This is a genomic window from Phyllobacterium zundukense (assembly GCF_002764115.1).
Lineage (GTDB): Bacteria > Pseudomonadota > Alphaproteobacteria > Rhizobiales > Rhizobiaceae > Phyllobacterium > Phyllobacterium zundukense.
This window is the reverse complement of sequence record NZ_CP017942.1, coordinates 287,768-302,054: the sequence shown is the minus strand read 5'-3', so window position 1 is coordinate 302,054 and position 14,287 is coordinate 287,768. Positions and strand designations below refer to the sequence as shown.

The following is a 14,287-nucleotide window of genomic DNA, read 5'->3' as shown; positions in this document are numbered from 1 at the left end:
ACCTCACCACAGATAGAAGAAGGCAAAGATGAATACCCAGACCAGATCAACGAAATGCCAATAGAGCCCCGTGATTTCGACGATCTCGTAGTTACCTTTCCTCGACGTGAAAAAGCCGCGTTTCTCCGTGTCGAAATCTCCGCGCCAGACCTTGCGCGCAATAATGATCAGGAAGATGACCCCGATCGTGACGTGGGTTCCGTGAAAACCCGTGATCATGAAAAAGGTCGAACCGAACTGTGGTGCTCCCCATGGGTTTTCCCAAGGCCGGACACCCTCTGAAATCAGCTTGGTCCATTCGAATGCCTGCATTCCGACAAATGTCGCGCCAAACAGCGCCGTCAACAGCATCAGCGCAGCCGTTTTGCGGCGATCTCGCCGGTAGCCAAAATTGACGGCCATCGCCATCGTCCCGCTGCTGCTGATGAGCACGAAGGTCATGATGGCAATGAGGATCAATGGGACGTTCTGGCCCCCGATATGCAGGGCGAAAACTTCGCTGGGATTGGGCCAGGGCACCGTGGTGGACATCCGGGCGGTCATATAGGCAAGAAGGAAACAGCCGAAGATGAAGGTGTCGCTGAGGAGGAATATCCACATCATCGCCTTGCCCCAGGAAACGTTCTTGAACGTTCTCTGGTCCGAAGCCCAATCTGATGCAAAGCCACTTAATCCTGAGGGCCGAGAAAGGGCAGGGGTAGCGCTTGGCTTTACTTTAGCGGATTCATGCATCGTTACACCCCTAAGTTAGCAATTGCCGGCAGATATCGACAAAGTCATTCGCCCACCCCGCGAACAGGGCAAAAAGCACTAGCCAGACCACCAGCATGAAATGCCAGTACATGGCACAAAGCTCGACGCTTAGGCGTACCTTGTTCGGCGGGACGCCTTCCCATGCCTTAAGTGTTGTCCTGCTGAGCGCAACGAGACCGCCCACTATATGCAGACCATGCATACCGGTGATGAGATAGAAGAAACTGTTCGCCGGATTGTCGGCAAGCACATAACCGGCCGAGACCAATTCGCGCCACGCAAAGACCTGCCCGACGAGAAACCCGATGGCTGTCACAAGACCCGCCAGCAGGCCGGCCTTCATGGCCTCATTCCGATTGTTCTGCGCTTCGGTTTTCGCCCATTGCAAGGCGATACTACTCAACATCAACACGGCCGTATTAACCCAAAGCAGTCCAGGAATGGGAATTGCCCACCAATCTTCAACGCCCATACGCATGAAATAAGCGCTGATGAAGAGCGTGAACAAAGCGCCGACGACAGCCAGAAAGACACCAAGTCCGATCTTGGCTGTTGCAATGGAGGATCCGTCATAGCGGGGAACGTCACCAGCGTTCCCGACCTCAAGCCAGGGTTTCGAAGTAAGGCGTTGCTGCGCCATCCACCAGGATATAACGACAGCAAGCCCGGCCAAAAAAATCAGGATGACGCTCATGACGCATTTTCCATGGACAGCCGGTCGGTGTTCGGCTGGTTCTGCGGGATGAAATCCTGTGGTGCACCCGGAACGCTGTAGTCATAGGCCCAACGATACACAACCGGCAAGTCCTTGCCCCAATTGCCATGCGGGGGCGGGGTTGTCGGTGTCTGCCATTCGAGAGTGGTCGCTCGCCACGGATTCCCTCCGGCTTCCTTGCCTCTCCGCAGGCTCCAGATCAAATTGAACAGGAACAGCATCTGGGCAGCGCCCACTGTCAACGCCATCACGGTAATGAATTCGTTCAACGAATGGGCTGATGGCGGATTGACCGCGGACTCGCCCAGTTCGTAATAGCGGCGAGGCGCTCCCAATAGGCCAAGATAATGCATGGGGAAGAAGATCAGATAAGCGCCAAGGAACGTCACCCAGAAATGGATCCGTCCCATAGTCTCGTCCAGCATGCGTCCCGTGATCTTGGGATACCAATGATAGATGGCGCCGAATATGACCATAATCGGCGCTACGCCCATCACCATGTGGAAATGAGCGACGACAAACATGGTATCGGAAAGGGGAACGTCGACGACCACATTCCCAAGAAACAAGCCCGTCAGTCCACCATTCACAAAGGTGACGATGAAACCAAGGGCGAAGAGCATCGGCACATTAAGGTGAATGTCTCCCCGCCACAGCGTAAGCACCCAATTGTAGACCTTGATGGCGGTGGGAACCGCGATGATCAACGTCGTCGTGGCAAAGAAGAAGCCGAAATTCGGGTTCATGCCGCTGACATACATATGATGTGCCCAGACGACGAAGCTCAGCGCGCCAATGACCACGATTGCCCAGACCATCATGCGGTAGCCAAAGATATTCTTTCTCGCGTGAGTACTGATCAGATCGGAGACGATGCCAAAAGCTGGCAAGGCGACAATGTACACTTCGGGGTGGCCGAAGAACCAGAACAGGTGCTGGAAAAGGATTGGGCTGCCGCCGCCATGCTGTAGTTGTGTGCCCATTTCGACAATCGCCGGCATGAAAAAGCTGGTGCCAAGAACCAGGTCGAAGAGCATCATGACCGAGGCAACGAACAGGGCAGGGAAGGCCAGTAGCGCCATGACCGTTGCGGTAAAGATGCCCCAAATCGTTAAAGGCATGCGCATCAGGGTCATGCCGCGCGCACGGCCCTGCAGGACGGTGACCACGTAGTTCAAACCGCCCATGGTAAAGCCGATAATGAACAGGATGAGCGAGGTCAGCATCAGGATGATGCCCCCACTCTGACCGCCCGGCGTGCCGGAAAGTATCGCTTGAGGCGGATAGAGCGTCCAGCCGGCGCCCGTCGGGCCCCCTGGCACAAAAAAGCCCGCAGCGAGAACGAGCACTGCAAGGAGATAAAGCCAGTAACTCAGCATGTTTGCATAAGGGAACACCATATCCCGCGCGCCCAGCATCAACGGGATCAGGTAATTGCCGAAACCACCCAGAAACAGTGCAGTCAGGAGGTAAATCACCATGATCATCCCATGCATGGTGATGAACTGGTAATAACGGTCAGCATCGATGAAGGTAAAATAACCGGGGAAACCCAGCTGTAGTCGCATGAGCCACGAAAGAACGAGAGCAACCAAGCCGATCGACAGAGCGGTGACCGAATACTGAACGGCTATGACCTTGGCATCCTGGCTGAAGACATACGTGGTCCACCAGCTGTGCGGATGGTAAAGCTCGACATCTTCGACTTCCGCTGCGGGGACGGTGTCATCAATGCTGGATGGAATGTTGACCATCAATAGCCCTCCCTGTGTTTCTGGCTCGCTCTTCCTCCCGAAGTGCGATGTCACTCAATTCGCCGGCTGTACTTCTCCCGACGCCATCATTTGCGTAAATGTCTGCTGCTGCTGCAGCCATGTCTGATAGTCGGCTTCCGTGTCGACGACGACGGTCCCGCGCATTTGCGGATGCCCGACCCCGCAGAGTTCGGCGCACAGAACTTCAAATGTTCCGGTCCGTGTGGGCGTAAACCAGAAATAGGTGACCATACCGGGGACCATATCCATCTTAGCCCTGAACTCAGGCACGTAGAAATCGTGCAGGACGTCGATGGAGCGAAGCAGCATCTTCACCGGTTTCCCGACGGGTACATGCAATTCGCCGCCTTCGATGATGATGTCATCGAGGCCAGACGCATCGTTCTTGTTCAAGCCTAAAGGGTTGTCGCTGCTGACGTCGCGAGTCTCTGACGTCCCGAGCTGTCCATTGGCTCCGGGTAAGCGATAGCTCCATAACCATTGCTGGCCCACAACCTCAACTTCGGTGGCATCGCTTGGAACGGTCACAAATTGATTCCAGACGAACAAGCCAGGCGCCAGCATGGCGACGACCCCAATGGTGGTCACTGTGGCAAGCCAGAATTCAAGCTTCCTGTTCTCAGGCTCGTAGTGTGCGCGGTTTCCCGGCTTGTGCCGGAAACGGAACACGCAATAGGCAACGAATAGTACAACCGCGACGAATACGAAGCCTGTGATCCAGAATGTAATGATGATTGTATTATCGATGTAGTGCCAGTTTGACGCGATTGGCGTCCACCACCACGGACTCAAAAGATGAAACAGAACTGACGCAACCGCTACTAGAACCAGAATAAGTACGACAGCCATTTCTTGTCCCCTCCCTGCCTAATTGGCTGTGGACATGAACTCGCAATACGTAGAAATTTCAGCGTAGCATTTCACAAAGCAGAAATACAGGTAATCAAATCAGCTGAGGTGATGACGACCTGGATATCAACAATCGGACGCACATTTACTATCTTCAGCATGCCGAAATGTGCGCCGATGTCTGCAAGATGAGCCAATAGTGGGGCGGATAGTGCACTATTGGCTATAGTTCCACGAACGACTCGAACCCTCCGAATATCATCCGTTTGCCGTCGAACGGCATAGTCGACATGTCTCCCTTCAGTCGGGGATCTGCAATGACTTTTGCATTTATCGCGTCGCGCTGTTCGCGGGATGCATAAACGATCCAGGAAAAGACAACGATCTCATCATCGGTCGCCTGTACTGCGCGTGGAAAGGAAGTAAGTTCGCCATAGGGCACATCATCACCGGTGCATTCGACATAAGCCAGCGCGCCATGTTCTTTCCAGACCTCCCCGGCCATTCGTGCCAATGCCTTGTAGTCATCAATTTTTTCCTTGGGGACTGCGAGTAGAAAACCGTCGACATAGGACATGTGTGCCTCCTTTTCATTTGACCAATCAAGGAACGTTCGGGCGACCAGCAATCCTACAATGTTCTGTAAATTTTTTCGTTCCAGCAACCTATTGCGGATGCATGCTTTGCCACAGCCAGACGATAACGGAACCGGACCGTCCCCGGATTTGTGTTTCCAGCGGCCCCGTAAGATTCCCGGATTGGTAAGGGGCGCTATCTTGACCGGCAATCTGCAATATTTCGGTGCTCAACGCGAGCTCGGTACCGTGGCTCGCAGCGACTTCCATCAAGCGGCTCGCCACATTGACCGTATCACCGGTCGCCGTGATTTGCTGGCGACTGCCGCCACCGAGCCTGGATGCTATCACTGTCCCGAAGTGCGCGCCCATCTTGAAGCCGATCCGCGAAGCAATGGATTCTGGCAGCGACGCAAGCCATTTCCGGGTACTGTCGCAAAGCCTGACACAACAGCGCGCGGCGTTGAAGGCATCGTCGACACCGGGTTCCGGCAGGCCGAACAGGATCATCGCTCCATCGCCCATGAAGCTGGTGATTGTTCCTCCGCACGCCGCGACCTCCTCATCCACCAATTTATAGAAACCATTCAGCAACTCGCGCGTCGCATTCGGTCCCAATGTTTCGCTCAATCCGGTAAATCCGGAGAGATCGATGAATATGACGGCGGCATCCTGGCGAACAGGTTCCGCCAGGAATCCGGGGTTTCGCGCAAGCCAGTTTCCAAGGCCCGGCGCCTGAATCTGTTGCAGAAGTTTGCTTTGTCTGGCGAAATGCTGAACTCGCCGCTTCCCAAGCCAGAGCTGGATCGCGCCAAAGATGACAGCGGGTGGTATGGCGGCGGTCATCGGTAGAGCTGCACTGAGCCAGATACCGTTTGCAAATGCGGCCATGTTGATGGCGAGCCAGGCCAGAACGGCACATACGATCATCACCAGGCCGATGACGTTGCGTCGCCAAGCCAATAGGGCGACGAGCATCAGTGGCAGTCCTACTGCAAAGCCAGCGTCGACAAGACGAATATTGCGGTCACGGACAATCCCGTCTCCACTCATCAAATGCGATATCGCTGTCGAAATGACTTCGACGCCGGGCAATACCGGATCAAACGGAGTCGGGAAGACGTCACCGCCACCGGTCACGGTTGTTCCGAGGACAACGATGCGGTTTTCGATACTGTCGGGGGCGAATTGACCGTTCAAAACGGCGGCGGCACTAATCGTTCGAATTGTGCCGCGAGGACCGTAAAACGTCAACGGCAGGGTTTGGCCGATATCAGTCCTGACCACTTGTTCGCCGAGCAGAAGACGGTCAGGTTCGATGGCTGGTTCGACTCCCTTCGCCACGGAGACAACCCGCAGCGGAAACGACGCCTCGATGTGGTCGCCGCTTTTGAACAGCATCGGAACCAGTCGCGGGGTGCCATTCCGATCGGTGGCGACATTCACCACACCGACAGCTGCGACATCGGCAAACGGTTTCAACGGCAGCAAAAATCGCTCGGCGCTGGGAACACTGGCGAGCGGATCGTCTGGATTTGTTTCTATGCGCTGTTGGCCTTCGGGAAAGACGGCGGCAGCAGCGAGCACGCTGGCGGTTTTGCCGAGCGATTGCGCCAATGCCCGATCGCCATCGTCCGATCCCGGATCGACTAGCAGCATGTCGACACCGATAACCTTTGGCTTCAGGCGTGCGATTGCGTCGATCAGTTGGGCGAGCTTGGCTCGCGCAAGCGGATAGCTGCCCTCCTGGCGAACGACCTCATCATCTATGGCCACGATGGTAACTGTATCCGGTGCCGGCTTCTGTCCACCAATAACTGTCCGAAGATCGGTCATCGTGGCTTCGACACGGTCGAGAAACCACATGTCGCCGCGCATATGCGCTATGCCGAGACCAGCTCCCCAGAGCCCTGCGAGTAACAGTGCGATCAGCGTCTGAAACGCTCGTCCGCTCATTTGACTCACTGACCGAAGCGGGCCATCAACGCCGACACGCGTGCTGCCGGCCAGCGCTTTACGGTCAAGGCGCCGGTTCCTTGATCGACATCAACACCTTCGCCAGGACCAAGGAGAACGCCGGCGCTCGCGACCGGCCGCCGCACCGTGACCTGTCCCCTGACGACAAACACTGAGGTCTTGCCTGAGGCAACGTCCACCGCCCATTTTGTACCGCGGACCGCGGCAATGGCCTGTGGCGTGCTCACTTGAAAGCCGGCTCCAGACGAGCCTTGTGCAAAATCCAGCAGAAGCGCTTTGCTCTGCAATCTGGCCGCGTCCGCCTTGCCGTCCCTGTTGCGATCCGTCAGTGTGTACCTGGCCCCGCTTTCTGCGATGATGGTCAGACCGCCTTGGCAGCGCAGGAGTTGCCGGGAGGTCCCCCCGATGGGCTCCAATGCGCATCCGGATTTGTTGGATTGGGCCGAGGCAGTGCCCGCGCAGAGCGCAAATGCAAACAGTGCAGGCACCATGCCGCGGAAAATTCTAACCAATGCCATGGAAGTCTCTCCTTGCTCATGCCGCATTTGCGAGGCGTCCCCGTCCTCAGTATAGCCAATTTGCTGTGCGTCGTCCGTTATTTTGCGGCCGAAGAGCCAGCCCACCATTCGAGCGCACAGGACGTCCAGCTTCAAGTTCATTATCTGAATCAGCCATCGAATTTGTCGATGCTACCAAACATATAGCGACGCTTCTTTAGGGCAGCGATAAGTGATTGCAGGTTTGTGGCGCCGTTGTAGCTGTCCTGAAACATCTCGTCGTGCATGAGCAAAATGAGCTTGTTCGGTTGCGCCAGCTTTCCGTAAGCGAACAGGTGATCGATTTCGTTGACCAAATGATCCACCGTCTGGACAGGTTTGCCCTTGTCGTCATGCACCCATTCGTGATCCCAGCCATAGAGGTAATAGTCGGACGCTGCCACAAATTCGAAGCCCGGCTCCTCGCGATGATCCTCGGGTTTCCCGATCGCCATGTCGTCGGATGACATACCCGGTAGGCGATTCCTGCCAGGCAAGCGCGCATAGATCGGTGGTCCCCTTTAGTCCAAGCGCCTCGTTTGCCTTGTCGAGATCCGCGAGCAGTCCTTCAACGGATGAATAGAAATAGCGATAATGATTATAGGCATGGGTGTTGCTGTGGTTGCCGACGGTCACAAGCCGCATCGATTTTGCCTTTGCAACGAGTGCTTTACGATCCTGGCTTGCGTCTGCATGCATTCCCACCATGAACATGGTGGCAGGAACCTCCTCCCGGTCCACTACCTGGAGGATGTTCGATGTTCCATTCAGTGGACCGTCGTCGAATGTCAGGTATATGGTTTTTTCAGTGGCGGCCGCAGGCAGTGCCGTGAACAGGAATGGGACGACGAGCAGTTTCCGGATGACTGACTTCACGTTGGCATCTTTCGCGCAGCAACTTATGATTGCAAGGTATTGTCCGGCCATGGCCTGTCAAGCCGGATGGCAAAATATGACCCGTCATTGATGTGTGGCACCTGTATCCGGGTAGAGCTTTTCGAAAAAGGGTAGGCACTGTGCGCCCTTGCGGCTGAGAAAATCCTGGAATGCTCGCATGGCCGGCGACAAGGTGCGGTCCGTGCGCACCACGGAGAACCATTGCCTGCGGATAGGCATACCGATCACATCAAGCATCACCAACTTGCCGACTTCAAGTTCCAGGGCAATCGTGTGGGCTGAAATGAAGGCGACGCCAAGCCCCGCCATGACCGCCTGCTTGATCGTCTCATTTGACGACATCTCTGTACCGAGATCATCAAGCCGTCCGGGCAATTCGCTTAGAAAGATCTCCAGCGATATGCGCGTTCCAGATCCAGGTTCGCGGACAAGGAAGTGTTCCTGCGCTATGCGCTCCTTGGTGATATCCCGGCATTTCGCAAGGGGGTGGTCCGGCGCGGCAATCATGACAAGTGGATGGTCTCCGAAAACCGATGGGCGAAGCGGAATGTCCTTCGGAGGGCGACCCATAAGCGCGATGTCGACCTCATGATTCTTCAGGCTGGCGATGGTCTCCGCCCTGTTTCCGATCGCGAGCTTGATGGCAATGTCCGGATGTTCGTTGCGAAATGTCGCCATCAGGCGTGGTGCAAAGTACTTGGCTGTCGAGACGACGCCCAGAGTTAGGCTACCGACGCGCAACCCTTTGATTGCATCGATTTCATCGTCCAGCTGGCGCAGGCGTTCTTCGATCATTTGGGCCGCATCGAGAAAAGCCAGACCGGCGACGGTCGGGCGCAAACCCTCGTTCGTACGGTCGAACAATATGATGCTCGCATCTTCTTCAATAAGCTTGAGCTGGATCGTTACCGCCGGAGGCGTCAAACCCAGCGCATTGGCCGCTGCGGCGATGGTGCCATGTTTCATGATCGCCTGGACGGCACGGAGTTGTTTGAGTGTCAGGTTGCGCATGATTGTAACTTAAAATAATTTATCACATCAGTAAATATATTAAATTTTACTTATCACGATGTAACTGTTTCCATACTCCCGAAGTTCGACGCTTGAAGACGATCGGACACGGGAGGAAGACCATGACAACGGCCACACTGGATGCCTTCCTTGGATCTTATGCCGGAAGCGGTGATCCGCTCCACGTTGCTGTGTCATCTGTCGTCCGTCAGCTCTCGCTGACGGCTTTCAAGGTCCGCAATATCATCAACCAGGGTGCGCTCGGAAAGGCATTTGCCAACAGTCATGGCAGCAAGAATCCGGATGGTGATGCCCAGAAGGACCTCGACGTCCTGGCTGACGACATGTTTCTGGAAGCCATGCGGCAGGCGCCGGTCGCGCTATATGGTTCCGAGGAGCTGGAGCATCCGGCGTTGCTCGATCCCCGTGCACCGCTCGCGCTGGCGATCGATCCGTTGGATGGATCTTCGAACATCGATACCAATGTCTCCATAGGGACAATCTTCTCCATCCTCCCGGTGGTTGGCCAACCGGACAGCGAGCCTGGCGCTACGTTCTTTCAAAAAGGGGAGCGCCAGCTCGCTGCCGGCTTTTTTATCTACGGGCCACAGTTGGCCTTGGTTCTTACCCTCGGCAGCGGCACGCATGTGTTCGTTTTCTCTACACGGCTCGGTACTTTCGTGCAGGCTTATGAGAGCATCGTCATCACCGACCGGGCGCATGAATTCGCCATCAACGCCGCCAACTACCGGCATTGGGACGAAGCGGTACGTCTCTACGTTGATGATTGCCTGAAGGGAACCGAAGGTCCGCGCGAACGTGACTTCAACATGCGCTGGATCGCTTCTCTCGTTGCCGAAGCCTATCGTGTTCTCGTGCGCAGTGGCGTGTTCCTCTATCCCGGCGACAAGCGAAAGGGTTACGGCGAAGGCCGGATTCGCCTGATTTATGAGGCCAATCCAATCGCCTTTCTCATCGAGCAGGCAGGCGGTGGGGCGACTGATACGGTCAACCGTATCCTCGATCTGACACCCAAGAGCATGCATCAGCGCGTTCCGCTCATATTCGGATCCGCCAGGGAAGTTGCGCGGATCGGGAGGTACCACACCGAACCCAGCAATATTGGCGAGCGCGCACCGCTCTTTAGCAACCGCGGCCTGTTCAGGGCGTGATGGGAGGAGGATATCATGTCAGCAAAACATCCCATCATTTCCATTACAGGCTCATCCGGTGCCGGAACCACCTCGGTCAAGCGCATCTTTGAACTTATTTTCCGTCGCGAGCAGATCGAAGCCGCATACATCGAGGGCGATGCGTTTCATAAGTATGACCGCAATGCGATGAAGGCGAAGGTCGCGGAGGAGGAAAAGAAGGGCAACCCCAACTTCACGCATTTTCATGTCGACGCCAACGAGCTGCAAAAGCTCGACGAGGTCTTCGAGGAATATGGCCGCAGAGGGACGGGCCAGACGCGAACCTACATTCACGATGATGAGGAGGCCGAGCGCTATAACACGCCCGCAGGCACCTTTACGGAATGGCGCGATTTTCCGCCGAGCAGTTTGCTGTTCTATGAAGGGCTCCACGGCTGCGCGGTCTCTGAAGGTGTCAATCTTGCTCGCCACGCGGACCTGAAGATCGGCGTCGTGCCGGTCATCAATCTTGAATGGATCCAGAAGATCCATCGTGATCGCTCGACGCGCGGTTATTCCACAGAAGCTGTGATGGATGTCATCCTGCGCCGCATGCCGGATTATGTTCGCTATATCACGCCGCAGTTCACGCTTACGGATATCAATTTCCAGCGCGTGCCCATTGTCGATACGTCGAATCCGTTCATTGCCCGCTGGATACCGACACCGGACGAGTCAATGCTGGTCATCCGTTTTGCCCGGCCGCGCGGGATCGATTTCCCCTATCTGCTGTCGATGATCCACGATTCCTTCATGTCGCGGGCCAACTCGATTGTCGTCCCGGGCAACAAGCTGGATCTCGCCATGCAACTCATCCTGACGCCGCTGATCATGCAGTTGATCGAACGCAAAAACCGAGCCTCGTGAGGAGAAGACGATGAACACACAAGCTTTCCTTCAAGAGAACCCAGACATCGAAACCGTATCCGAACGCGATATGGCTAACGCCATTCGTGCGCTCGCGATGGATAGCGTTCAAAAGGCAAATTCCGGTCATCCCGGGATGCCGATGGGCATGGCTGATGTTGCAACGGTCCTCTTTAACCGGTTCATCAAGCTCGACCCCCTGCATCCCCAGTGGCCAGATCGCGACCGTTTTGTGCTGTCTGCCGGTCACGGCTCGATGCTGCAATACGCGCTTCATTATCTGATCGGCTACCCCGATATGCCCATAGAAGAGTTGCAGCGTTTCCGTCAGCTCGGCGCCAAGACGGCTGGCCACCCCGAATATGGCCATGCACAGGGAATCGAGACGACCACCGGCCCGCTTGGCCAGGGGATTGCAACGGCCGTTGGCATGGCGCTGGCCGAACGGCTGCTATGTGAACGTTTCGGCGAGGACATTGTCGACCACCATACCTATGTGATCGCCGGCGATGGCTGCTTGCAGGAAGGCATAAGCCATGAAGCAATCGATCTGGCCGGCCATCTGAAACTTTCTCGGCTCATCGTCTTCTGGGACAATAATTCCATTTCGATTGACGGGCCGACATCGCTCTCGACTTCCATGGATCAACTCGCGCGCTTCAAGGCTGCCGGCTTCGACGTGCAGGAAATTGACGGTCATGATTTCGAAGCAATCGCCGATTCCATCACCCGGGCAAAGGCATCGGACCGGCCTTCGCTGATTTCCTGCCGGACGATCATCGGCAAGGGTGCACCCAATCTGCAGGGAACCGAAAGGACCCATGGCGCACCGCTGGGCGATGCGGAAATAGCGGCGGCGCGCCTTGCTATCGACTGGCCGCATCGGCCATTCGAGGTTCCGGAAGCCATCGTAGAGACCTGGCGCAATGTCGCGCGCAGAGGGGCTGACGAACGACGCGAATGGTGTGTTGGTGTGTCCGCCTCATCGCGCGGTGACGAGTTCAAGCAAACGATTCAGAAGCAGTTGCCTGCGACACTGTTCGAAGAACTGACGGCATTTCGCCGTGACCACGTCGAGAAGGCGACCAAGGTTGCCACCCGCAAGGCATCGGAAATGGTGCTTGGCGTCATCAATAAGGCCACCGAACTGACGATTGGCGGTTCGGCTGACCTGACCCATTCCAATCTAACGATTACCCCCGGGATGCGGGAGGTCTCACCGGCGGATTTTTCCGGTCGCTATATCCACTACGGCATTCGCGAACACGCCATGGCAGCAGCGATGAACGGCATCGCACTGCACGGAGGCTTCGTCCCCTACGGCGGAACATTCCTGACTTTTGCCGACTACGCGCGGGGAGCCATACGGCTTTCGGCTCTGATGGGCCAGCAGGTGATCTACGTCATGACGCATGACTCGATCGGCCTTGGCGAGGATGGCCCGACGCATCAGCCGATCGAACATCTGGCAATGCTGCGTGCGACCCCAGGTATCAATGTGTTCCGGCCAGCTGATATTATCGAGACTGCGGAATGCTGGGAGTTGGCCCTGAGGTACCGGGATCGGCCGAGCGTTATCGTATTGTCACGCCAGAACCTGCCGATGCTGCGCCACGCCCATGGTGATGACAACCGGTCAAGCCGCGGTGCCTATGTCTTGCGCGAAACCGCGGAGCCGCGTGCGGTCACGCTTCTGGCAACCGGATCTGAAGTCGAGATCGCCTGCGCCGCTGCGGATATTCTTCGCGTGCAGCACAAGATCGCAGCCGCGGTCGTCTCGATGCCGTCATGGGAGCTCTTCGAAGCGCAAACACCAGCCTATCGTCGGTCGGTTCTGGCTGCGGCGCCCCGCATCGGGATTGAGGCAGCCGCTCGATTGGGCTGGGACCGTTGGATTGGCGAGAAGGGCGCGTTCATCGGAATGCAGGGCTTCGGTGCCAGCGCCCCCGCGCCGGATCTCTATCGCCATTTTGGCATCACGCCCGAAAATGTCGCCGCGACGGCACGCAAGCTTATCAACGACAAGGAATAATGATCATGGCTCGAATTACCTTGCGACAATTGCTCGATCATGCTGCCGAATATGGCTATGGCGTTCCTGCCTTCAATATCAACAATATGGAACAGGGCCTCGCCGTAATGGAAGCGGCTGCGGCCTGCGATGCGCCTGTCATCCTGCAGGCATCGCGTGGTGCGCGGTCCTATGCAAAGGACCTGATGCTGGCGCGGATGATCGATGCCCTGGTTGATATCTATCCGGCCATACCGGTTTGTATGCACCAGGATCACGGCAATGACGAAGCCACTTGCATGACGGCAATACGCCATGGCTTTACCTCGGTGATGATGGACGGGTCGCTCGAAGCCGATGCGGCAACACCAGCGTCGTACGAGTACAATGTCGAGATAACCAAGCGAGTCACAACGATCGCGCATTGGGTTGGCGTCTCGGTCGAAGGCGAACTGGGTGTCCTCGGCTCGCTCGAAAGTGGTGAAGCGGAAGCCGAAGATGGTCATGGGGCAAGCGGTGTGCTGAGCCACGACCAACTGCTGACCGATCCCGATCAGGCGGTGGACTTCGTCATGCGTACCAGGGTGGACGCACTGGCCATCGCCTGTGGCACATCCCATGGCGCCTACAAGTTCACACGCGCGCCTGACGGCGATATTCTGGCGATGGGTGTCATCGAGGAGATTCATCGCAAGCTCCCCAATACGCACCTCGTCATGCACGGCTCATCGTCTGTCCCGCAAGCCTTGCAGGATGTGATCAATAGGTTCGGCGGCGAGATGCCGCAAACCTATGGCGTTCCGGTCGAGGAGATCGAGCGGGGCATCCGCCACGGCGTGCGCAAGGTCAATATCGACACGGACTGCCGCATGGCCATGAGCGGGCAGTTCCGCCGGATCGCCACGGAAAATCCGGCAGAGTTCGATCCGCGAAAATTCCTCAAACCCGCGATGGATGCGATGCGTGACCTCTGCCGCGACCGCTTCGAGCGGTTCGGAACGGCGGGCCACGCCTCGAAAATCAAGGTCATCGGGCTCGATGACATGGCCAAACGCTACGTCGCGGGCAAGCTCGATCCGCAGATCGCCGCAGCCAAGGCTGCTTGAGACTGACATTAACAGGAAAGGA

14 protein-coding genes are annotated in these 14,287 nt (G+C 56.5%); 4 read left to right on the top strand and 10 right to left on the bottom strand.

The annotated features are described in order from the left end of the window. Positions 1-3: 3 nt before the first annotated feature. From BLM14_RS24505 to BLM14_RS24465, 10 genes are all read right to left on the bottom strand, one after another. Positions 4-732 (bottom strand): heme-copper oxidase subunit III family protein, encoded by a 729-nt coding sequence (locus BLM14_RS24505; protein ID WP_100002542.1) that lies wholly within the window; start codon positions 730-732, stop codon positions 4-6. A 10-nt stretch (positions 733-742) separates the two neighbouring features. After that, positions 743-1,447, bottom strand: coding sequence for a cytochrome c oxidase subunit 3 (locus tag BLM14_RS24500; RefSeq protein ID WP_100002540.1), 705 nt, complete (start codon positions 1,445-1,447; stop codon positions 743-745). Beyond that, complete coding sequence (gene ctaD, locus BLM14_RS24495; RefSeq protein WP_100002539.1) at positions 1,444-3,222, bottom strand: cytochrome c oxidase subunit I; 1,779 nt, start codon at positions 3,220-3,222, stop codon at positions 1,444-1,446. Before ctaD ends, BLM14_RS24500 begins: the two co-directional genes overlap by 4 nt. A gap of 54 nt (positions 3,223-3,276) precedes the next feature. Continuing rightward, positions 3,277-4,092 carry a cytochrome c oxidase subunit II gene (locus tag BLM14_RS24490; RefSeq protein WP_100002537.1) on the bottom strand — a complete coding sequence of 272 codons (816 nt, stop codon included), beginning with the start codon at positions 4,090-4,092 and terminating at the stop codon, positions 3,277-3,279. A gap of 223 nt (positions 4,093-4,315) precedes the next feature. Further along, complete coding sequence (locus BLM14_RS24485; RefSeq protein WP_100002535.1) at positions 4,316-4,669, bottom strand: DUF1428 domain-containing protein; 354 nt, start codon at positions 4,667-4,669, stop codon at positions 4,316-4,318. An 88-nt stretch (positions 4,670-4,757) separates the two neighbouring features. Next, complete coding sequence (locus tag BLM14_RS24480; RefSeq protein ID WP_100002534.1) at positions 4,758-6,623, bottom strand: CHASE2 domain-containing protein; 1,866 nt, start codon at positions 6,621-6,623, stop codon at positions 4,758-4,760. Positions 6,624-6,628: 5 nt separating this feature from the next. Next, positions 6,629-7,162, bottom strand: a complete 534-nt coding sequence (locus tag BLM14_RS24475) for a FecR domain-containing protein (protein ID WP_418314270.1) — start codon at positions 7,160-7,162, stop codon at positions 6,629-6,631. A gap of 149 nt (positions 7,163-7,311) precedes the next feature. Continuing rightward, on the bottom strand, positions 7,312-7,539 hold the full coding sequence (locus BLM14_RS32080) for a polysaccharide deacetylase family protein (protein ID WP_237143640.1): 228 nt from the start codon (positions 7,537-7,539) through the stop codon (positions 7,312-7,314). Then, positions 7,532-8,056, bottom strand: coding sequence for a polysaccharide deacetylase family protein (locus BLM14_RS24470; RefSeq protein ID WP_237143639.1), 525 nt, complete (start codon positions 8,054-8,056; stop codon positions 7,532-7,534). Before BLM14_RS24470 ends, BLM14_RS32080 begins: the two co-directional genes overlap by 8 nt. 84 nt (positions 8,057-8,140) lie before the next feature. Further along, positions 8,141-9,088: a LysR family transcriptional regulator gene (locus BLM14_RS24465; protein WP_100002532.1), complete on the bottom strand. Its 948-nt coding sequence runs from the start codon at positions 9,086-9,088 to the stop codon at positions 8,141-8,143. Positions 9,089-9,210: 122 nt separating this feature from the next. Here BLM14_RS24465 and BLM14_RS24460 point away from each other — a divergent pair, with 122 nt between their 5' ends. The 4 genes from BLM14_RS24460 to fba are packed head-to-tail and all read left to right on the top strand — an operon-like array spanning position 9,211 to position 14,265. After that, on the top strand, positions 9,211-10,260 hold the full coding sequence (locus BLM14_RS24460) for a class 1 fructose-bisphosphatase (protein ID WP_100002530.1): 1,050 nt from the start codon (positions 9,211-9,213) through the stop codon (positions 10,258-10,260). Between the two features lie 15 nt (positions 10,261-10,275). Beyond that, a complete protein-coding gene (locus BLM14_RS24455) occupies positions 10,276-11,148 on the top strand; it encodes a phosphoribulokinase (RefSeq protein WP_100002528.1) in 873 nt (290 codons plus the stop codon). A gap of 10 nt (positions 11,149-11,158) precedes the next feature. Further along, positions 11,159-13,180, top strand: coding sequence for a transketolase (tkt, locus tag BLM14_RS24450; RefSeq protein ID WP_100002527.1), 2,022 nt, complete (start codon positions 11,159-11,161; stop codon positions 13,178-13,180). Positions 13,181-13,185: 5 nt separating this feature from the next. After that, positions 13,186-14,265: a class II fructose-bisphosphate aldolase gene (gene fba, locus BLM14_RS24445; RefSeq protein ID WP_100002918.1), complete on the top strand. Its 1,080-nt coding sequence runs from the start codon at positions 13,186-13,188 to the stop codon at positions 14,263-14,265. The last annotated feature ends 22 nt before the right edge of the window (positions 14,266-14,287 follow it).

Excerpts from the sequence above, each read along its gene's own strand:
- BLM14_RS24490 (WP_100002537.1), bottom strand. The coding sequence starts at position 4,092 with ATGGCTGTCGTACTTATTCTGGTTCTAGTAGCGGTTGCGTCAGTTCTG.
- fba (WP_100002918.1), top strand. The coding sequence starts at position 13,186 with ATGGCTCGAATTACCTTGCGACAATTGCTCGATCATGCTGCCGAATAT.
- ctaD (WP_100002539.1), bottom strand. The coding sequence starts at position 3,222 with ATGGTCAACATTCCATCCAGCATTGATGACACCGTCCCCGCAGCGGAA.
- BLM14_RS24485 (WP_100002535.1), bottom strand. The coding sequence starts at position 4,669 with ATGTCCTATGTCGACGGTTTTCTACTCGCAGTCCCCAAGGAAAAAATT.
- BLM14_RS24465 (WP_100002532.1), bottom strand. The coding sequence starts at position 9,088 with ATGCGCAACCTGACACTCAAACAACTCCGTGCCGTCCAGGCGATCATG.
- BLM14_RS24505 (WP_100002542.1), bottom strand. The coding sequence starts at position 732 with ATGCATGAATCCGCTAAAGTAAAGCCAAGCGCTACCCCTGCCCTTTCT.
- BLM14_RS24460 (WP_100002530.1), top strand. The coding sequence starts at position 9,211 with ATGACAACGGCCACACTGGATGCCTTCCTTGGATCTTATGCCGGAAGC.
- tkt (WP_100002527.1), top strand. The coding sequence starts at position 11,159 with ATGAACACACAAGCTTTCCTTCAAGAGAACCCAGACATCGAAACCGTA.
- BLM14_RS24455 (WP_100002528.1), top strand. The coding sequence starts at position 10,276 with ATGTCAGCAAAACATCCCATCATTTCCATTACAGGCTCATCCGGTGCC.
- BLM14_RS24475 (WP_418314270.1), bottom strand. The coding sequence starts at position 7,162 with ATGGCATTGGTTAGAATTTTCCGCGGCATGGTGCCTGCACTGTTTGCA.
- BLM14_RS24500 (WP_100002540.1), bottom strand. The coding sequence starts at position 1,447 with ATGAGCGTCATCCTGATTTTTTTGGCCGGGCTTGCTGTCGTTATATCC.
- BLM14_RS24480 (WP_100002534.1), bottom strand. The coding sequence starts at position 6,623 with ATGAGCGGACGAGCGTTTCAGACGCTGATCGCACTGTTACTCGCAGGG.